Genomic DNA, 19,872 nt, shown 5'->3' with positions numbered 1-19,872 from the left:
CACGTCGTGGGCGATGCGCGGGCCGGAAGTATGAGGCAGGCGGTGCGGGCCGACCCGACGGCGGTTCGTTCCCGTTCCCGCAGGGGAGCCGTCGCCGGGGTGCGTGTCGCCCCCGTGTGACAGGGTCGGGGTTGCCGGCTCCGCAGGTGTCCTCCCACGCGTCGGGGGCGGGCGGCCGGAGCGCGGCTCGCACTCGACGCACCCAACGCGCCGTCGTACGACGGGCCCGCGCCCCGGCCCCCCGGGGACCGGGGCGCGGGCGCGGGCTTCGTGCGGGTTCCGCGGGGCCGGAGTCGTCCGGCCCCGCTCAGCGGCTGCCGTAGCGGATCAGGGTGCGGACCATGCGGCAGGTGAGGTCGGACGGCGGGTGGATGCCGAGTCGCTCGGCGGCGCGGCGGATGCGGTGGTTGCTGGCGCTGGCGGGCTGGTAGACACCGGCGTCGAGCAGGGCGATCGTCAGCCGCATCGCCTTGAGCCGGCGGTTGTGGGCGATGTACCACTCACGGGGCCGGCCGGCCGGGAGCGCCCTCTTGGGCCGGGACCCGGTGGGCGGGAGCATCGGTCGGAACGGGGCGTGGAGCGTCGGGTCGAGCGGCTGGGTCGTGGCTGTGGCGACGGCCATCGGCTACCTCCTGGCGCGGTGGTGGAACCCTCACGAACTACCTCCATTTTACCGCCTCCCACTGACAATCGCCCCTGGCCAGAGGGGATTTCAGCCGTCCGTCCCGCCCTCCCCCGCCGTACCCTGGACCCCATGGAGATCTGGATCAACCCGCAGTGCTCGAAGTGCCGGAGCGCCGTCTCGCTGCTGGATGCCGAGGGTGCGTCGTACACCGTGCGCCGGTACCTGGAGGAGGTGCCGGCGCCGGACGAGATCCGGGGGGTGCTGGACCGGCTCGGACTGGAGCCGTGGGACATCACCCGGACCGGGGAGGCGGTCGCGAAGGAGCTGGGGATGGATGCCTGGTCCCGGGACGCGGGCGCGCGCGAACGCTGGATCGCGGCGCTCTGTGCCGAACCGGTCCTGATCCAGCGGCCGATCATCACCGCCGAGGACGGTACCGCCGTGGTGGCGCGTACGGAGGAGGCGGTACGGGACGCGCTGGGGCGCCGCTGACGCCCGTCGCAGGGCCGGTGCGGCGGGGAAGCCCGGCGCCTCGAAGTCCGATGCCCGAAGTCGGAAGTCCGTTGGCTCCGGACCGCCTTGCCCGGTCCGTCGGCCGATGTCGTCGGCCGACGGACCGGGACGGTCCGGACGTTGCTCAGCGTCCTTCCGGGCCGCTGTGGGCGGCGGTCCTCCGGCGGCCGGGCCGCCGGGACCCGCGGGCCAGGGCGAGGGCGAGGCCGCCGGTCACGGTCAGGCCGGCGGCCGTGCCGAGGTACACGGCGCCGCCCGCCCCGCTCGCGGCGAGTTCGGGGGCGGTGGAACCGCCCGCCGCCGAGCCGCTGCCGGATCCCCCGGTGGTGGTGCCGGACGTCCCGGTCCCGGCGCCCCCGGTGGTGGTGCCCCCGCTTCCTCCGGTGGAGCCGCCGGGGGAACCCTCGGTCGGGTTGACCACGATCGTCGCGGTGTCGTTCTCCGGATCGGGGTCGAACGGGAGCGTGCCCGACCGGTTCTCGCCCGGGACGAACCCGACCGTGCCGGTGGCGTTCGGGACGACGTCGTCGACGCGCAGCCGGAACTCGCGGACCAGGGTGGTGTCCTCGTCCACGTAGTCGTACGGGGTGGTGCACCGGTAGGTCTCGGCGCCGGCCTTCTCGGCCGGCTTCCCGTCCGGGCCGACGGGGGTGCAGAACTCGGGTGCGCCGGTGACCGTGGTGCCCGGCGGCACGCCGACGTCGTAGACCCCGATGGGTGATCCGGCGTCGTTGTCGACCCAGGCCGGACCGTGGTTGGCGAAGGTCACCGCCGCGGTGACGGTGTCGCCCTTCTTCCCCGTGACCTCCGCCCCGGTGAGGGAGAAGTCGGCGGTGTTCTCCGCCGTGAGGGGGGAGAAGGGGAACGAATCGACGTACTCGGCCCCGGCGGGCGGCGTCTCCTGGGCGACGAGCCGCAGTTCCTCACCGGGGTTGCCGGGCGAGCCGCCGGGGAAGGCCGGCGTCTCCGCGTCGATGTTCAGGATGTACCAGTCGTACAGCGCGCGCGGCCGCAACGTCAGGGCGACCGGTACCTCGGGGGCGTAGACGACTCCGGGTTCCAGTACCTGTTCGATGGCGCAGACCGCTTCGACCTGCGCCGGGCCTTCGTCCTGCGCGGGAGTCTCGCGCTGGACGCAGTTGGAGTACTTCTCCGCGAACGCCGTGCCGCTCGATCCGTTGATGTAGAGCGTCACGCGGTCCGCCGGTCCGTCGCCGGCGTTCTTCACCAGGATCTCCAGCGGCACGGTGTCCCCCGGCCGGACGCCGGTGACGGGAGACGGCCGGGCGAACCGCAGCAGCGGGGTCCCGTCCGCCCGCGTGGCCGGCGCGCTCCCGCCGTCCCCCTCGTCCGCGACGGCCGGTCCCGCCGACATCCAGGCCACCGCCGCGAGGCAGAGGATCAGCCCCCGTGCTCGTCTTCCGCCTTCGGATCCCATCGCCCCTCCGCAGGGGTGCGCGGGGCGCGTCCCTCGCGGCCCGTGCACACCCGGTTGATGTCTGAAAGACGTGTCCGGCCCCCGGACGGTTGTACGGGATCCGGGCCGGACGCCGGCGCGCGGTTCACGCGCGGGCGGGGACCCCCGGCTCGGCCGGACCGAGCTGCGCCTCGGCCCGGGCCAGCAGTTCGGTCAGGCGCACGCCGAACCGTACGTCACAGGGGTGCGGCTCCCCGGTGCGTACGGCCTCCGTCAGCGCGTCCACGGCGCCGGTGAAGGCGTCCAGGGCGCCGCCCCACCGGGGCAGGGTGACGACGCCGTGTTCGCCCCGGAGTTCAAGATCGGTGCCGACCGCGCCGAGCGGGGCGGCGAGGCCGAGGGTGGCGGTGCTGGAGGCGCCGGATGTGTGGCGGAGCACCAGGTGGACGGTGTCGGACGGCCCCCGGACCGCGGTCAGTTCCGTGACGTCGCCGAGCACCGGCAGGAGTACGGAGAGGACGTGCGGGCCGACGTCCCAGAGGCCGCCCTTGTCGCGGCGCCACGGGGAGGCCGCGTACTCGTTCGTGGCGCCGGGGGCCCAGAGTGCGCCGAGCCACTGCGCGCGCGCGGTGAACCAGCCCTCCAGGGCGGCCTGTTCGGCGATCCAGGCGGCAGTCGCGGGGGCGAAGCGCAGGGTGCAGAAGACGATGGAGGCGACCTGGGCCCGGGCGGCGGCCTCGGCGACCTCGTGCGCGCCCGCCGCCGTGGTGGCGACCGGCTTGTCCAGCAGCAGGTGGCAGCCGGCGGCGGCCGCCCGGGCCGCGATCGGTGCCTGTACGTCCGGCGGCAGCGCGACGGCGACGGCGTCGCTCGCGGCGAGCAGCGCGTCCAGACCGTCGTCGCCGGCGAAGGCGGGCGCTCGGTGGGCGTCGGCGAGGGCGGTCGCCGCTTCGGGGCGGCGGCCCCAGACACCGCTGAGCTCGACGCCGGGATGGGCCGCGAGGGCGGGAGCGTGGGTCTTGCGGGCCCACGGGCCGGTGCCGAGCAGTCCGATGCGCAGGGGGTTCGCGGAAGTCGTCATGCGTACCAGTGTGCGGGGCGGGGTGCGGGAGTCCGGGGAGCGCGCCCGTATACGACGGTCCCCCGGGGCCGGTCGCGCGGTGCGGCGCGGGGTGGCCGCCGCCGACTCGTCCCCGCACGGCCGAGGACGCGCGGGGGCGGGGCGGTCCGTCGCCGTGACCCGCTTCACGCGCGGAAAACGTCGGTAACACGGGGTTCACATACGGGCAACGGACGGGAAATCGCGTCTTGCGAAGCTGCCCGCATAGACCGCGCTGCACCCGCAAAGGATGGCTTCCGTGACGTTCAAGGCTGAGTACATCTGGATAGACGGCACCGAGCCGACCGCCAAGCTCCGTTCGAAGACGAGGATCATGGCCGACGGCGCGGAGCTGCCCATCTGGGGCTTCGACGGTTCGAGCACCAACCAGGCCGAGGGCCACGCCTCCGACCGGGTTCTGAAGCCGGTCTTCACCTGTCCGGACCCGATCCGCGGCGGCGACGACGTACTCGTCCTGTGCGAGGTCTTCAACATCGACATGACGCCGCACGAGAGCAACACCCGTGCCGCGCTGCGTCCGGTGGCCGAGCGCTTCGCCGGCCAGGAGCCGATCTTCGGCATCGAGCAGGAGTACACCTTCTTCGCGGGCCACCGTCCGCTCGGCTTCCCCGAGGGCGGCTTCCCGGCCGCGCAGGGCGGCTACTACTGCGGTGTGGGCGCGGACGAGATCTTCGGCCGCGACATCGTCGAGAAGCACCTCGAGAACTGCCTCGCCGCCGGTCTCGGCATCTCCGGCATCAACGCCGAGGTCATGCCCGGTCAGTGGGAGTTCCAGGTCGGCCCGCTGGCGCCGCTGGAGGTCTCCGACCAGCTGTGGATCGCCCGCTGGCTGCTCTACCGCACCGCCGAGGACTTCAACGTCTCCGCGACCCTCGACCCGAAGCCGGTCAAGGGCGACTGGAACGGCGCCGGCGCGCACACCAACTTCTCCACCCGGGCGATGCGTGAGGGCTACGAGCCGATCATCACCGCCTGCGAGTCGCTGGGCGAGGGCTCGAAGCCGCTCGACCACGTCAAGAACTACGGCGCCGGCATCGACGAGCGCCTGACGGGTCTGCACGAGACCGCCCCGTGGAACGAGTACAGCTACGGCGTCTCCAACCGCGGCGCCTCGGTCCGCATCCCGTGGCAGGTCGAGCAGGACCAGAAGGGCTACATCGAGGACCGTCGCCCGAACGCCAACGTCGACCCCTACGTCGTCACGCGGCTCATCGTGGACACCTGCTGCACCGCGCTGGAGAAGGCCGACCAGGGCTGATCCCCCGCACCTTCCCGTACGCACGACGAGGGCGTCCGCCGGTTCTCCGGCGGGCGCCCTCGTCGGTGGTGGGGCGCCCTCGTCGGTGGTGGGTGGCAGTGTGGCGGCATGCCGGAGACCAGGGTGAGGACGGAGGGGCCGGCGACGTGCAGCCCCCCACGGCCGGGGAGTTGACGCCCCGGCGCGCGGGACCGGTGGCCGCGGGAACCGCTTCCTGGTGGTGCGGCGGGTGCCGGACCGGCGGAAGGGACGGGCGGGCCGAGCGGACCTCGACCCCTGCTCGGGCCGGGTGGGAGCGCCGCCGGAGGGCGGGGTGTGAGGCGGGTAACGCGAGGGGTCCGTATCGACGGGTGAGAGGAGTCTGCTGCTGCGCCGCATTCTCTGCTTCAATGGGCCCATGGCCGGCTTCCAGTACACCGCATCGGGTCGCAGCGACCTTGAGCCGTTCTGGCCTTCCCGTCAGCACCACGACTTCGACCGGGTGTGTTGCCGCGCGAGGAACGCGCAGGCCCTCTAAAGCCGCTCACCCGGTCTTCGGCCCGCGCGCACGACGTACGTCCCTCGACGACTCCTCGCGCGAAAGAGCTGACCCTCATGGCGAACGCCCGTACCTTCTCCGCCTCCGCCGCCACCGCGGCATCGGCGGCCCCCGCTGCGGCCACCACCACCGCCCGCACCTCCTCCCCCAACCGCCGGCTGCGTGCCGTCGACCGTGACGACGTCGTCCGGCTGACCGACATGGCCGACCTGCTGCCGCCGGGAGCCACCTGGCTTCCCGCACCGCAGCACTCCCTGCCCACCCTCCCCGGACGTCCGCCGATGATCGGCTACCTCGTCCTCGTGCCGGCCGACCAGCAGACCGCTCTCACCGGTGCGTTCACCGAGGCGCACCCCTTCGCGGCGGGACCGCTCCCGCAGGGGGTGCTCGCTCCGCAGGCCGTGGTGCGCGAGGCTCCCGCCGCGCACGCGCCGGACGGTCCGGTGCTCATCGACTCCACCCGGCGCATCGCGACCGTGGACGGAGTGGCGCTCGACCTCACCTACCTGGAGTTCGAACTCCTCGCCCACCTGGTCGCCCACCCGCACCGGGTCCACACCCGCGACCAGTTGGTGACGACGGTCTGGGGTTACGGTCACGTCGGCGACGGCCGCACCGTCGACGTCCACGTCGCCCGGCTGCGCCGCAAGCTCGGCGCCCAGCACCGCCATTCGATCCAGACGGTCCGGCGGGTCGGCTACAAGTACGCGCCCTGACCGCGCCGTCGGGCGATCGGGCCCCGGCCCCGCGGTGGCGAACCGCGGGGTGCGGGGCCCTGCGGCGTCACGGCCGGGGTGGTGGTGCCAGGTACACCCCCGGCACGGGGGCGTACCGGCTGCCCCGCGGCCGCCCCACCGGGCGAGACTTGCTCCCGTACGGGACGGCCGGGCGCACTGCGCGACGGACCGGCCGACGGGAGCGGGACGAGGAGGGCACGGGGCGATGGGCAGAACGATCAGCCGGTTCAGGGAAGCGACGACGGCCGCGGGACGCGGGCTGGTGCTGGCGGTGGCGGGGCTGGGCGGATCACTGGTCCTCTTCGTCGCGACCGTGCTCTCCGTCGCCTTCGTCCTGCTGGGGGTGGGCTTCCTCACCACTCCGTACGTCCTGGAGCGGGTACGCCGGCACGCGAACCGGCGCAGGCTCCTCGCGAGGACCTGGTACGACGTGCGGATTCCGGTCCCGTACCGGCCCCTTCCCGCGGATCTGCGCACCGGTTTCACCGGGCAGGTGGAGCGCACGGTCCTGATGCTGAGGGATCCGGCCACCCGGCGGGACGTGCAGTGGCTCTTCACCGACATGTCCGCGGGCTTCGTGCTGGCGATCCTCCCGGCGGCTCTGATGGTTTGGTGGGTGGAGGGCGCCGTCCTGGCGGCGGGCCTGTGGCACGTCTTCCGGGACGAGCCGTACTGGTACGGCTTCGTGCCCGTGGACAGCCGGGCCACCGCCTTCGCCGCGCTCGCCCTGGGGGTGGCCGTCTTCCACCTCGGGCTGTGGGTGGGCAAGCCGTTGCTGCGGCTGCACTTCACGCTGGCCCGCGCGGTGCTCTCGCCCACCCCGGCGGACCTGGCGAAGCGGATCGACCGGCTGACCGAGACCAGGCACGAGGCCGTCGACTCGGCCGCCTCGGAACTTCGCCGCATCGAACGGGACCTGCACGACGGGGCGCAGGCCCGGCTCGTCGCCATGGGGATGAGCCTCGGGACGATCGAGGCGCTGATCGAGAAGGACCCGGAGCAGGCGAAGCGGATGCTGGTGGCGGCCCGTACCTCCTCGGCGGAGGCCCTCACCGAACTGCGCGACCTGGTCCGGGGCATCCATCCGCCGGTGCTCGCCGAGCGGGGGCTCGGGGACGCGCTGAAGGCCCTGGCCCTGCGGCTCCCCCTGGAGTCCGAGGTGGCGGTGGATCTGGCGGGGCGGCCGGACGCGCCGGTGGAGTCGGCCGCGTACTTCGCGGTGAGCGAGGCGCTGACCAACGCGGTGAAGCACTCGGGTGCGGACCGCGTCTGGATAGACCTCCACCACGCGGACGGGATGCTCCGGGTCGCGGTGACGGACAACGGGCGGGGCGGGGCGGTGACCGGCGGCGGGTCGGGGCTGAGCGGGATCGAACGGCGGCTCGGTACATTCGACGGCGTCCTGGCCGTCAGCAGCCCCGTCGGCGGCCCCACCCTGGTGTCCCTGGAGATCCCTTGCGCGTTGTCCTAGCCGAAGACCTCTTCCTCCTCCGCGACGGGCTGGTGCGGCTGCTGGAGGCGTACGACTTCGAGGTCGTGGCCGCCGTGGAGACGGGCCCCGAGCTGACCCGGGCCTTCGCCGAGGAGCGGCCGGACGTCGCGGTCGTCGACGTCCGGCTGCCGCCCTCCCTCACCGACGAGGGGCTCCAGTGCGCCCTGGCCGCCCGCAGGGAGCGCCCGGGGCTTCCGGTGCTCGTCCTCTCCCAGCACGTGGAGCAGTTGTACGCACGGGAGTTGCTGGCGGACGGGAACGACGGCATCGGCTACCTGCTGAAGGACCGGGTCTTCGACGCGGACCAGTTCGTGGACGCGGTACGCCGGGTCGCGGCCGGGGGCACGGCGATGGACCCCCAGGTGATCCGGCAACTGCTGTCGCGGCGCTCCCGGGACGAGCCGATGGGCGGACTGACGCCGCGCGAGCGGGAGGTCATGGAGCTGATGGCGCAGGGCCGCACGAACGCGGCGATCGCGGCCCAGCTGGTGGTCACCGAACGGGCGATCGCCAAGCACACCTCGAACATCTTCGGGAAGCTGGGACTGGCTCCCTCCGACGACGACAACCGCCGGGTCCTCGCGGTGCTCGCCTATCTGGACCGGGGTGACCGGGCGCAGGGCTGAGGGCTGCCCCGCCGTTCCTGGCGGGACGGCCCTCAGGCGGTCTCCCGCAGCCGCTCGGCCAACTGCTCCCGGTCGGACAGGAACCAGAGCTGACGGCCGGCGTTGCTCTCCCGCACGAAGTCGGTGAGCGCCGAACTGCCCTCGGTGTGGCGGGAGATGTCGCCGAGCACCACCAGACCCATGCCGTACTGGGCGAACTTCTGGACGATGTGGCCGGCGACCCGGGTGCGCAGCCGGAAGAAGTCCTCACCGAACCGCTCGACGGGGACGACGACCCAGCGGGCCCCCTGGTAGCCGGCGTCGCCGATCAGGTCCAGCGCCTCCCGTTCGCCCTCGACGGCCGGCCCCTCGGGGGCGCAGAGGAACACGGGGACGTCGTGGATCTTCTCCAGGGTGGACATGCCGGTCAGCCTATGACAGCCCGGGGCGGCGCTCCCGGCCTTTCGCCGTCGCCGTCGCCGTCGCCGTCGCCGCCGAGGAAGGTCGCGCACGCCCCTGTTCCCGCGCCGTACCCGTCAGTACATTGACGCCATGTCCAACAAGCAGCCGGCAGCGGTCACTTCGGAGCGGACGGCCCTGCGGCCCCGCAACGTCTCGTTCGACTGGGAGCGCACCCCGCTGCACTGGGTGCCCGGCGACCCCTTCGCCGCCCACACGATCAACGTGCTCCATCTGCTGCTCCCGGCCGGCGAACGCTGGTTCGTCCACGTGTACCGGCAGGTGCTGCCGTACATCCGCGACGAGCGGCTCCGCCGGGACGTCATCGGGTTCATCGGCCAGGAGGCCGTGCACGCGCAGGCGCACGACGACGTCCTGCCGCACCTGAGGAAGCTGGGCCTGGACCCGACTCCGTACACCGCGCAGGTGGACTGGTTCTTCGAGAAGCTGCTCGGCGACCGGACCCTGCCGCCCGGGCGGGCCCGGGAATGGTGGCTGAAGGAACGGGTGGCGACGATAGCGGCGATCGAGCACTACACGGCCTTCCTCGGCGACTGGATCCTCAACGCCGACGCCCTCGACCGGCGCGGCGCCGATCCGACCATGCTGGACATGCTGCGGTGGCACGGCGCCGAGGAGGTCGAGCACCGGTCGGTCGCCTTCGAGGTGTTCCTGCACGTGGACGGCGGCTACCGGCGCCGGGTGCGCACCTGGGCCACCGCCTTCGCCGCCCTGGTCTTCCTCTGGCAGCGCGGGGTCCGCTTCTTCGTGGCGAACGACCCCGGCCCGTCCGGCGGACGGGCGTCGCTCCGGGCGTACCACGCCTGCGGCAGGCGGGGCACGCTGCCTCCGGCCCGCGATGTCCTGCGGTCCGTCCCCGACTACCTGAGCCGGCGTTACCACCCCTCGCGCAGCGGCAGCACCGCCCAGGCCGTCGACTACCTCGCCCGCTCGCCCGCGGCGCTCGCCGCCGAGGCCCGTACGACGGGAGACCACTGACCATGGCCCTGCCCCCGCTCCGTCCGCGCACCGCGCTGCTGATCGCCGGCGCCGGTGCCGCCCTGCTCGCGCGGCGGGCGCTGCGCACGCGCGTCGCCGCCTCCCCGCTCTGGCCGCTGCCCGCCCTGCCAGAACCCACCTCCGGGCGGACGGGACACGGTGCCACCACCACCCGGCGGCTGCTGGTCACCGAGCGGACCACACCGGCCGAGGGGGTGGTCCAGCTCCGGCTGGAGGGGCCCGGGCTCCCTCCGTGGGAGCCGGGCGCCCATCTCGACCTGGTGCTGCCGTCGGGCCCGGTCCGGCAGTACAGCCTCTGCGGCGATCCCGCGGACCCGGGCACGTACACGGTGGCGGTCCGGCTGGACGAGGACGGGCGGGGCGGCTCGCGGGAGGTGCACGCCCGGCTGCACGAGGGCGACGAGGTCGGTGTCGCGGGGCCGCGCAACCGCTTCCCGCTGGTCGAGGCCGAGGGCTACCTCTTCGTCGCGGGCGGTATCGGGATCACCCCGTTGCTGCCCATGGTGCGGGCGGTCGCCGCCTCGGGGGTCCCCTGGCGGCTGCTGTACGGGGGACGGTCGCGCGCGACGATGCCCTTCCTCGACGAGGTCGAGAAGCTCGGCGCCGACGGGGACCGGGTGACGGTCGTCCCGCAGGACACCTGTGGTCACCCGGACGTCGCGGCCGCACTCTCGGCGCTCGCACCCGGGACGGCCGTCTACGTGTGCGGTCCCGGGCCGCTGGCGGACGCGGTCGCCGCGGCGATGCCCGCCGGGTGCGCCCTGCACCTGGAACGGTTCGCGCCCGCGGCCACCGCTGCCCACGGCCCGGGCTCCGGCGCCTTCGAGGTGGAGTTGCGGCGTACGGGGCGGACCGTCTCCGTGGCCGCCGGGCAGTCGGTGCTGGCGGCGGTGCGCGAGGAGCTGCCGCACGTCTCGTACTCCTGCGAGCAGGGCTTCTGCGGCACCTGCCAACAGCGGGTGCTGGAGGGCGAGATCGACCACCGCGACGAGTTGCTGACGGACGCGGAGCGCGCCGACTCGATGCTGATCTGCGTCTCCCGGTGCCGGGGCGGGCGGCTGGTCCTCGACCTGTAGACCGGGCCCGGCCCGCCGCCGGCCGCACCCCGGTTAGGCTGTCCGCATGACCACCGGGGTGCGGCGCAGAATGGGTGTCGACGAGCGCAAGCAGCAGTTGATCGGCGTCGCACTGGAGCTGTTCAGCAGCCGGTCCCCCGACGAGGTGTCGATCGACGAGATCGCCGCCGCCGCCGGCATCTCCCGCCCGCTGGTCTACCACTACTTCCCCGGCAAGCAGAGCCTCTACGAGGCGGCGCTGCGGCGGGCCGCCGACGAACTCGCGGACCGCTTCCTGGAGCCGCACGAAGGTCCGCTGGGGACCCGCCTGTTGAGGGTGATGGGACGGTTCTTCGACTTCGTGGAGGACCACGGACCCGGCTTCTCCGCGCTGATGCGGGGCGGTCCCGCAGCCGGTTCGTCCACTACGAACGCCATGATCGACGGGGTGCGGCAGGCCGCGTACGAGCAGATACTCACCCATCTCCAGGTGCGGGTCCCCTCCGCCCGGCTGGAGTTGGTGGTACGCACGTGGGTGTCGCTCGCCGAGGCGACGGCGCTGCTCTGGCTGGACGGCAAGCGCGTCCCCCGGGCCGAGCTGGAACTCCAGCTGGTGCACGACTTCGCGGCGCTGGCGGCGGTGAGCGCCGCGTACGACCAGGAGCTGGCGGACGTCGTGCTGCGGGTCTTCGAACAGGAGCCGCCGGACGGCCCGTTCGGTGCACTGCTCGACCGGCTGGCGCTGTTGACGGCCGGCCCCGGAGCGGTGCCCCCGCAGCGGCAGCCGTGAGGGGCGGCCGCGCGGAGGGGCACCGGCTCAGCTCTTGCGGTACGACGGGTCGATCTCGCGGGTCTCGACCGATGTCTCGACGCGGATCCCGTCGGCCGGCTTGAGGTGCTCGGCCAGCAGGGCCAGCACGGACTCGGTGAGCAGCGCCCGGACCTCCGGGGTGCGGCCGGGCATGAGGGCGACGGTGATGTGGACGAGCGGGGTGTCCGCGGCCTCCTCGCCCACCAGCGTCTCCCCGACCCGGCGGAGCCTCGTCTTGCAGGCCGCGGCCGAGGTGCTGATCGTGCGGGCGACCAGCGGGTGCAGCTCGGCGGCGAAGCCGCGCCGGTCGAAGGCGTCGTCGAGGTCGGCGGAGTAGTCGATGGTGATGTGAGGCATCTGTCGCTCCCGTAGCGGATGGGGCGGGCGTTGTCGTGGTCCACCCTTGCCGGTGCGCCGGGGCCGGCACAAGCACGTCTCACCGCGTGCTCCCTCCGGCGGGCGCCCGCGGCGGGCAGCGCGTGGCGCGTCGGCGCCGGTGCCGCGTCACCGGGGGCGCCGTGTCCGCTCCCGCGCACCGACCGGTTCAGATCCGGGACTCGTCCCAGAGTGCCGCCGCGAGCCCCGCCTCGGCGCCGTCGGTGCGGCCGCTCTCGAAGGCTCGCTGGTAGGCGAGGTCACCGACGGCCGCGCGGGCCTGCCGTTCGCAGGTCTCGCGCACCGGGGTGACGTCGGGGGTGCCGCGCTGCGGGTGCCCCACCATCCGCCAGTACACCTGCCCGGTGCCGTAGACCCGCGCGGCCCGCGCTCCCTGGCCCTGGGCGGCGATGGCGGACGCGAGGATGTCGAGGCCGAGGGCGATGCCGAAGCTGTCGCGCAGGCGGTGCTTGCCCTGGAGCATGGTGCGGGCGTGCGCGGCCGAGACCTCGGGGCGGCCCTGGAGCAGTGCGATGAGGGCGAGTTGGTAGTCGGCGTACGAGCGGGTCCAGTGCTCGTCGTGCTCCTCGCAGGCGGCCCGGAGCACGGCGGCGGCCTCCGCGGCCTCGTTGAGCCGGCCGAGGCCGCTGAGCGAGAAGACGGTGATGAGGTGGCAGCGCAGGCGGTACGCCGACTCGACCGGGCGGGCGTCGGTCAGACGCAGCGCGCGTCCGGCGGCCTCCAGGGCGGTCTGCGGCTCGCTCTTCATGAGGTGGGTGAGCCCGGCGAGGTAGGTCGAGTTGAGGATGCCCTCGTCGTCCCCGTCCTCCTCCGCGTAGGCCGTGCACTCCGCGCCGATCCGCGTCGCGACCCCGAAGTCGCCCTGGAGAAGGGCGGCGACGCCCAGCACCCAGAGCAGCCGGGTGCGGTCGGGGCCGTCGAGGGGGCCGCCGCCCAGGGCGCGCTGGGCGTAGCTCCGGGCCGCCGTCAGGTGGCCGCAGCAGCTCCAGAAGAACCCGATGCGGCCAGCCATCTCCTGGGCGGCGCGGATGTCGTGGACCAGCAGGTGGTCGAGGGCGGCGCAGAGGTCGAGGTGGCTGTCGGAGACCTTGTGGTACCAGGCGACCTGGTCGCGTCCGGCCCATCCGGCGTGGGCGCGGCGGGCGAGGCGCAGGAAGCGGGCGGCGTGCCGCCGGGTGGCGGCGGCGACCTCCTCCTCACCGAGTTCGGTGAGCCACATGCGGCCGTACTCGCGCAGGGTGTCGAGCATGCGGTGGCGTTCGCCGTCGCGTTTGACGACGGACTTGGTGACGAGTCCGCGCAGCGCCCGGGTCACCCCGTCGGGGGTGAGCGGGCCGCCGGCGCAGACCTCCCGGGCGGCCTCTTCGTCGAAGTCGCCGCGCAGCGGGGTGAGCCGGGCCCACAGCAGGCGTTCCAGCGGGGTGCAGAGTTCGTGGCTCCAGCCGATCGTGGTGATGAGGGCCCGGTGGCGGAGAGGGCGCGGGGAGTCGTCGGCGAGGACGTCGAGGCGGGAGCCGAGGCGGTCGGCGATCGCGCGCAGGGTGTGGCGTCCGGCGGAGGCAGCGGCGAGTTCGAGGGCGAGCGGGAGGCCTTCGAGGCGGCGGCAGATCTCTTCGGCGGCCTCGGTGTCGGCCGGGCGCCGGAAGGTGATGCCGGGGGCGGCCGCGCGGACCCGGTCGCGCAGGAGGGTGAGGGCGTCGCTGTGGCCGTCGTACGGCAGGGGGCGGACGTCGACGAGGTTCTCGCCGCGGACGCCGAGGGGCTGCCTGCTGGTGGCCACGACGGTCAGCCCGGGGGCGATGGTGAGGAGCTCGCCCAGAAGGTGGGCGGTGGGGGCGCGCAGGTGTTCGCAGGAGTCGAGGACGAGCAGCATGTTCTTGTCCGCGAGCCATTCGCAGAGGGCGTCGACGGGCATCCGCAGCGCGTGGTCGGCGAGGCCGACGGCGTCGGAGACGGTGGGCAGCAGCAGGTCGTCGTCGTAGAGCGGGGAGAGGTCGGCCCATCGGACGCCGTCCTGGTAGCGGTGGCCGACGAGGTGGGCCGCGCGGGCGGCGAGCCGGGACTTGCCGACGCCGCCCGGGCCGACGAGGGTCGTCATCCGGTGCGGGGTGAGCCGGCGGCCGACGAGGTAATACGGCGTCAGGGCGCTTTCGAGACGCAGGAGTTCGATGCGGCGGCCGATGAAGCTGCTCGTCTCCTCGGGCAGGTTTCCCACGATCTTCATCATCACCGTCCGGCGTGCTCGGGCCTGGTGCGCCGGCGGGCCGGAAGTGTCCCCACCCGGCCGGACCGGCCGGCCCCGGCACCCCTCCCCCGCGGGAGGCGGTGCCGTGACCGGCCGGGTGCGGCTCCGTCACGGTGCTCGGTGGCGGCCCGCCGCGGCTCCGTCGCCGACGCGTGCGGTCACACCGTAGCCCGTCGGTGTCAGCGGAGGGAAAACACGGCGACGGTCCGTCCGGGGACGGTGAAGCTGCCGGATTCCGCCCGGTAGCGCGATCCCTTGACGGTGGGGTCCGCGCCCGCCGCCTGCACCGGGTGCAGTACGTACGTCCTGCCCGCTGCCGCGTCCACCGTCTGGGTGGTGGTGGACGGGGTGGCGTTGAAGACGACGACCAGGTCACCGAGGGTCATGGTGATCACGCCGGGGGTCTCGTCCTTGCCGGAGAGCGGGAAGGCGAGGGTGGAACGGACCTGGGCGGCGGAGGTGAGGGCGAACGCCTTCTCGGTACTCCGGATCGTCAGCAGGTCCTGGTAGGCGGCGGACGTGCCGGTGATCCGCGCGCAGCCGGGCGTCAGGGTGGGGTTGGTCAACAGGGGTGCGGCGTAGGGCCACTTGTCCTTGTTGTCCGCGGCCGGGGGCAGGCCGCGGCCGAAACCGTTGCCGTCCTGGCAGTTCCAGTGGATGGCGTTGTACCAGTCGCCGCTGTCGAAGGAGTTGCGGTCCAGGGACTTGGAGCGCAGCAGGTCGGTGCCGGCCTGGGAGAGCGAGGGCCCCTGGGAGAGGGTGGAGACGCCCATGGCGAGGACCTGCATCCTGGCCCGGTCCGCGGCCGGGGTGTCCGGGGGGAGCTTGAAGGCGAGGGCGTCGTAGAGGCTCTCGTTGTCGTGGGCGTCGGAGTAGGCGAGGGCGTCACCGGGGGCGGCCGCGTATCCGGCGGGGGCGCCGTTGTAGTCGACGCCGGCGCCGGTGACCTTCGCCCCGGAGGTGTCGGTGAAGGTGTAGTCGGCGAGGCTGCCGGTGAGACCGACCTTGATCAGGTCCTGGTAGTGCAGGAGGCGGGCCCTCTGCTCCGCCTCGGTGCCGTTGGCGGTGGAGCCGTTGGGGTCGGTGTAGAGGCCGGAGGCGAAGCCCTGGACGCCGGGGTCGGTGTCGAAGGGGCCGCCGCCGCGCACGGCGTCGCGGGCGCGGTCGGAGAAGGTGGCGATGCCGGTTCCGGCCATGTTCTTCTGGGTGGCCTGGACGAAGCGGGCGTCGTCGGCGATCTCGCCGAAGTTCCAGCCCTCGCCGTAGAGGATGATCTTCTTCCCGTCGACGCCGTCCTTGGCGGGAGTCAGCCCGTCGAGGGCCTTGCGCACGGCGAGGATGTTCGCCTTGGGGTGGTGGCCCATCAGGTCGAAGCGGAAGCCGTCGACCTTGTACTGCCTGGCCCAGGTGACGATCGAGTCCACGACGAGCTTGCCCATCATGGCGTTCTCGGGCGCGGTGTTGGCGCAGCAGCTGGAGGTGGCGACGGAGCCGTCGTCCATGAGCCGCTGGTAGTAGCCGGGCACGATCCGGTCGAGGACGGACTTGTCGTCCTGGCCGGAGGCGACGGTGTGGTTGTAGACGACGTCCATGACGGTCCGCAGACCGGCGTCGTTGAGGCCCTGGACCATCTTCCGGAACTCGACGGTGCGCTTGGTTCCGTCGGGGTCGGAGGCGTAGGAGCCCTCCGGGACGGTGTAGTGCAGCGGGTCGTAGCCCCAGTTGAAGCCGTCCCTGGCGGCGGTGGCCGCCACGCAGGCCTGCTGCTCCTCGGAGTCGGGGGCGTAGACCGTGAGGTCGCAGGCGGGCTGCTGCTGGTCGGACTTCTTCTCGGAGATCGTGCCGATGTCGAAGGCGGGCAGCAGGTGCACGTAGGAGGTGCCGGACGCGGCGAGCTCCTTGAGGTGCTTCATGCCGTCGGAGCCGGTGTCGGTGAAGGCGAGGTACTCGCCGGGGTGCTTCGAGGTGGGGTCCGCGACGGAGAAGTCGCGGATCTGGAGCTCCTGGATCTGCGCCGCGCTCAGCGGGACGGCGGCCGGCTTCTTCTGGGTGGACCAGCCGGCGGGGGCGAGCTTCGGGTCGGTGAGGTCGACGACGAGGCTGCGGGCGGAGTCGGTGGTCAGCGCGGTGGAGTAGGGGTCGGTGACCTTGTTGGTGACGAGCTTCTGGACGGTGGGCGCCCAGACCTTCACCAGGTAGCGGTAGGGCTTGCCGTTCCAGGACTTCGTTCCCTCGACCGACCAGACACCGGTGGTGTCGTCGCGGCGCATGGGGACGGTCCTGCCGTCGAGTTCGAGCTGGACGGTACGGGCGGTGGGGGCCCAGACGGAGAGCGTCGGCGTGCCCTTGCTGAAGACGGGCCCGAGGGCGGCGCCGGTGGCCTTGGCCCCGTACAGGGAGTCGAGCACCCCGGCGGTCTGGACGCCGGTGGCGGCGAGGAGGGCGCCGTTGGCGGCGCGCTGGGTGGCGATCAGCTGGCCGCGCAGGGCTTCGCGGATCCGGTCGCGGTCACGGACGTCGACCCGGAAGGCGGGGTACTCCGTCAGGTGCGGGAACCTCGCCCGCTGCGCGTCGGTCAGCGAGGTCGCGCCGAGCCGGAGCCACTGTCCCTCGTCCGAGAGGGCGCCGTCGACGACGGAGATCCCGCCGTCCGGGGCGTAGACGAGTTGCTGGCTGGTGGCGGCGGTGGCGTTGACCTTCCAGACGACGGTGTCGGCATCGATCCACTGCGCCTCGGCCCTGGTCAGGTCGGGGGCGGGGACACCGGCGGCGGCCGGGAGGAGGTAGTCGGCGGTACCGCCGAGCATCCACACCTCGTGGCCCTTGCCGGCGAAGTCGAGGGACTGGTCGCTCGGGAGGTCCTTCTCGTCGCCCTTGTGGAGGATGTAGCTGAGCGAGGTGGCGCCGTCGGCGAGCGGGACCTCGAAGGTGACCCCGTAGGTGTCCGTCTTCACCGGCTGGAGCGGCTTGGCCCAGTCGGTCGGGTTCCTGGCCCCGGTCCAGGTGTGCAGGCCCCAGCCGTCGTACTTCCCGTCCTCGCGGTGGTAGTGCAGGACCGCCTTGCTGGTGTCCGTGGAGGGTCCGGCGCCGTCGGGGACCTCGCCGGCCTGGCCGTCGTCGCCCTGGGCGACCCAGACCTGGCCGGTGGTGGCGAGGTCCACGGTGCGCTGCGGGCCGTCCGCGGTGCCGTCCTTCTCGATGGTGTACGGCACGGAGGAGACGCCCTCGGCCAGCTTCAGCCAGGCGAACGCGCCGTACGCGTCACGGCCGGTGAACCCGGCCGCGGAGTCGCCCGACTTCAGCTGCCAGCCGTCGTAGTCGCCGTCCGGGCGCCGGTAGTGCACCACGGCGTAGTCGCGCTCGACGGCCACCGGCTTGGCGGGGGGCGGTGCCTGGCCGGCGGTGGTGGCGGCGAGGGCGCCGGCGGTGCGGCCGGTCCGGTCCACGACGACGGCCTTGTACCGCAGCGGGGTGCCGGCGGCGACGGAGGCGTCGACGACCTGGGTGACCTTGTACGGGGCGTGGTCGGCGGTGCCGAGGGTGCGCCACTTCCCGTTGCCGGTCTGGGCGGCGAACACCACGCGGTCGAGCTGTCCGCCGGTGACGTCTGCGGTGATCTCGACGGTGCCGGTCGCACCGGCCGCCGGGGCCTTCAGGGTGACGGCCGGCGCGGTGGCGGGGGCGGCGAGCGCCCGGTCGGCGCGGAGCACCACACTGGACAGGGCGGGCACGGTGAGCGTGACCTTCTTGTCCGGGCCGCTGCGCACGGTGGCGGAACCGCCGTAGACGGTACGGAAGTTCATCCGGGCTGATTCGGTGGTGAGTTCGACGGTGCGGGCCTCGGTGCCGTTGTTGACGGCGACGAGGTACTCGTTGCTCCGCTTGGCGTCGATGCGGGAGTAGGCGTAGACCTGGCCTTCGGCGTAGCGCTCGGTCTGGACGCCGTCCTGGAGGGCGGGGTGGGCCTTGGTGAGCCGGGAGAGCGCCGCGATCGACGTGTACAGCGGGTGGGTGGTGTCGTACGCGTCCGAGGCGTGGGCGCGGCCGGTGCCGAGCTGGTCGTCGTCGAGGTAGTCGGCGATCTTCGTGGCGAAGAGCGGCTGGCGGGCGTCCTTGTCTCCGCCGGCGCCGGTGTAGCCCTGCTCGTCGCCGGAGTAGACGACGGGGTTGCCGCGGCCGAGGAACATCAGCTCGTTGGCGAGCTTGTCGCGCTGGAGCAGTTCGGCGTCGGAGGCGTTCGGGTTGTCCTGCTTCAGGAAGGTCCCGATGCGGCCCATGTCGTGGTTGCCGAGGAAGGTGACCTGCTCGTAGGCGTTCGCCTTGTCGGTGGTGTACCGGTAGTCGTCGGCGTAGAGCGCGGCGAGCTTCGAGGCGGGGGCGCCCTGGGAGGCGTACTGGCGGGCGGCTTCCTGGAAGGGGAAGTCCAGCGTCGCGTCCAGCCGGCCCCGGGTCACGTACGGCGAGGTGATGGCGGTGTCGGCGGAGTAGACCTCGCCGAACATGAAGAAGTCGTCGCGGCCGTGGCGCGCGGCGTAGGTGTCGAGGGCGGTCGCCCACTGGGTCCAGAAGTCCAGGTCGACGTGTTTGACGGTGTCGATGCGGAACCCGTCGATGTCGAAGTCGCGGACCCACTTCTCGTAGATCTTCTCCATGCCGGTGACGACCTCGGGGCGCTCGGTCCACAGGTCGTCGAGGCCGGAGAAGTCGCCGTACTCGGTGGACTCGCCGGCGTAGGTGGAGTCGCCCCGGTTGTGGTACATCGTCGGGTCGTTGAGCCAGGAGGGGACCTTGCCACCGGTGGTGACCGGGGTGTACGGGAAGGAGTCCGCGTCCACCTTCGCCATGCCGTCGGCGTCGTCGAAGGGCCGGCCCTCGGTGTCGAGGTAGGGGTGGGCGCCCTTGGGCTGGTAGCCGTACTTCTTCTCGGCGTAGTCGACCGTGTCGGCGGTGTGGTTGGTGATGACGTCGAAGAAGACCTTCATGCCCTTGCCGTGGGCCTTGTCGATCAGCTTCTCCAGGTCGGTGTTGGTGCCGAAGTGGGGGTCGACCTGGGTGAAGTCGGTGATCCAGTAGCCGTGGTACCCCGCCGACGCGTCGGCGCCGGTGCCCTGCACGGGGCGGTTCTTGAAGATCGGCGCGAGCCAGATCGCGGTGGTGCCGAGGCCCTTGACGTAGTCGAGCCGGCTGGTCAGCCCCTTGAGGTCGCCGCCCTGGTAGAAGCCCTTGTCCGTGGGGTCGTACCCGGTCTCCGTCCGGGAGCCGGTCAGGCCGCCCCTGTCGTTGGAGGTGTCGCCGTTGGCGAACCGGTCGGGCATGACGAAGTAGAACTGCTCGCGGGTGAGGTCCTGGCGGGACGGCTCCTTGGCGAGGGACGCGTCCGAGGGCGGGGACGGTGGTCTGGTCGCGGCGGACGCGGATGCCGCCGGTACGACGGGGAGCAGCGCGGCGCACAGTGCGGCGACGGCTCCCCGGCGGAGGGTGGTTCGGGACACGGAGGCTTCTCCTCGGACGGTGGGTGGGGTGGTGCGGCCGGCCCGGCGGGGGCGGCGCGGTAAAGGGACGGGCCGGGAGGCGTCGAACG

At 73.1% G+C, this 19,872-nt stretch carries 15 protein-coding genes; 8 read left to right on the top strand and 7 right to left on the bottom strand.

Translation table 11 applies throughout. From position 1 onward, the window contains the following. Positions 1-307 precede the first annotated feature (307 nt). The gene (locus PZB77_RS23290) at positions 308-622 is read right to left on the bottom strand and encodes a hypothetical protein (protein ID WP_275494564.1); all 315 of its coding nucleotides are present in this window, start codon (positions 620-622) and stop codon (positions 308-310) included. 132 nt (positions 623-754) lie between these two features. On the opposite strand from PZB77_RS23290, the gene PZB77_RS23285 reads away from it, so the two are divergent. Continuing rightward, the gene (locus PZB77_RS23285) at positions 755-1,117 is read left to right on the top strand and encodes an ArsC/Spx/MgsR family protein (protein ID WP_275494563.1); all 363 of its coding nucleotides are present in this window, start codon (positions 755-757) and stop codon (positions 1,115-1,117) included. 145 nt (positions 1,118-1,262) lie between these two features. Here the strand turns inward: PZB77_RS23285 and PZB77_RS23280 are convergent, their stop codons facing one another. Then, positions 1,263-2,576 carry a hypothetical protein gene (locus tag PZB77_RS23280; RefSeq protein WP_275494562.1) on the bottom strand — a complete coding sequence of 438 codons (1,314 nt, stop codon included), beginning with the start codon at positions 2,574-2,576 and terminating at the stop codon, positions 1,263-1,265. Between the two features lie 124 nt (positions 2,577-2,700). Next, positions 2,701-3,636, bottom strand: coding sequence for a Gfo/Idh/MocA family oxidoreductase (locus PZB77_RS23275; RefSeq protein ID WP_275494561.1), 936 nt, complete (start codon positions 3,634-3,636; stop codon positions 2,701-2,703). A gap of 277 nt (positions 3,637-3,913) precedes the next feature. Here PZB77_RS23275 and glnII point away from each other — a divergent pair, with 277 nt between their 5' ends. The 4 genes from glnII (at position 3,914) to PZB77_RS23255 (ending at position 8,326) form a co-directional block, all read left to right on the top strand. Continuing rightward, on the top strand, positions 3,914-4,933 hold the full coding sequence (gene glnII / locus PZB77_RS23270; protein ID WP_275494560.1) for a glutamine synthetase: 1,020 nt from the start codon (positions 3,914-3,916) through the stop codon (positions 4,931-4,933). A gap of 594 nt (positions 4,934-5,527) precedes the next feature. Beyond that, positions 5,528-6,187 (top strand): winged helix-turn-helix domain-containing protein, encoded by a 660-nt coding sequence (locus PZB77_RS23265; RefSeq protein WP_275494559.1) that lies wholly within the window; start codon positions 5,528-5,530, stop codon positions 6,185-6,187. Positions 6,188-6,413: 226 nt separating this feature from the next. Beyond that, complete coding sequence (locus tag PZB77_RS23260) at positions 6,414-7,679, top strand: sensor histidine kinase (protein WP_275494558.1); 1,266 nt, start codon at positions 6,414-6,416, stop codon at positions 7,677-7,679. Then, a complete protein-coding gene (locus PZB77_RS23255) occupies positions 7,664-8,326 on the top strand; it encodes a response regulator transcription factor (protein ID WP_275494557.1) in 663 nt (220 codons plus the stop codon). Before PZB77_RS23260 ends, PZB77_RS23255 begins: the two co-directional genes overlap by 16 nt. 32 nt (positions 8,327-8,358) lie before the next feature. Here the strand turns inward: PZB77_RS23255 and PZB77_RS23250 are convergent, their stop codons facing one another. Next, a complete protein-coding gene (locus PZB77_RS23250; RefSeq protein ID WP_275494556.1) occupies positions 8,359-8,727 on the bottom strand; it encodes a DUF4180 domain-containing protein in 369 nt (122 codons plus the stop codon). 130 nt (positions 8,728-8,857) lie between these two features. Between PZB77_RS23250 and PZB77_RS23245 the strand changes: the two genes are divergently transcribed. The 3 genes from PZB77_RS23245 to PZB77_RS23235 are packed head-to-tail and all read left to right on the top strand — an operon-like array spanning position 8,858 to position 11,629. Continuing rightward, the gene (locus PZB77_RS23245) at positions 8,858-9,763 is read left to right on the top strand and encodes a metal-dependent hydrolase (protein WP_275494555.1); all 906 of its coding nucleotides are present in this window, start codon (positions 8,858-8,860) and stop codon (positions 9,761-9,763) included. Positions 9,764-9,765: 2 nt separating this feature from the next. Continuing rightward, entirely contained in the window at positions 9,766-10,860 is a 1,095-nt protein-coding gene (locus tag PZB77_RS23240; protein ID WP_275494554.1) for a PDR/VanB family oxidoreductase, read from the top strand. 46 nt (positions 10,861-10,906) lie between these two features. Continuing rightward, on the top strand, positions 10,907-11,629 hold the full coding sequence (locus tag PZB77_RS23235; protein ID WP_275494553.1) for a TetR/AcrR family transcriptional regulator: 723 nt from the start codon (positions 10,907-10,909) through the stop codon (positions 11,627-11,629). A gap of 27 nt (positions 11,630-11,656) precedes the next feature. Here PZB77_RS23235 and PZB77_RS23230 read toward each other — a convergent pair whose 3' ends face one another. The 3 genes from PZB77_RS23230 to pulA form a co-directional block, all read right to left on the bottom strand. Further along, positions 11,657-12,007 carry a 5-carboxymethyl-2-hydroxymuconate Delta-isomerase gene (locus PZB77_RS23230; RefSeq protein ID WP_275494552.1) on the bottom strand — a complete coding sequence of 117 codons (351 nt, stop codon included), beginning with the start codon at positions 12,005-12,007 and terminating at the stop codon, positions 11,657-11,659. Positions 12,008-12,194: 187 nt separating this feature from the next. Then, the gene (locus PZB77_RS23225) at positions 12,195-14,270 is read right to left on the bottom strand and encodes an NB-ARC domain-containing protein (protein WP_275494551.1); all 2,076 of its coding nucleotides are present in this window, start codon (positions 14,268-14,270) and stop codon (positions 12,195-12,197) included. A gap of 200 nt (positions 14,271-14,470) precedes the next feature. Then, positions 14,471-19,783 carry a pullulanase-type alpha-1,6-glucosidase gene (gene pulA, locus PZB77_RS23220; RefSeq protein ID WP_275494550.1) on the bottom strand — a complete coding sequence of 1,771 codons (5,313 nt, stop codon included), beginning with the start codon at positions 19,781-19,783 and terminating at the stop codon, positions 14,471-14,473. Between the last annotated feature and the right edge of the window lie 89 nt (positions 19,784-19,872).

The sequence above is a fragment of the Streptomyces sp. AM 2-1-1 genome (assembly GCF_029167645.1).
Taxonomy (GTDB): Bacteria; Actinomycetota; Actinomycetes; order Streptomycetales; family Streptomycetaceae; genus Streptomyces.
The sequence above is the reverse complement of the archived record's forward strand: the minus strand, read 5'-3'. Positions and strand labels throughout refer to the sequence as shown.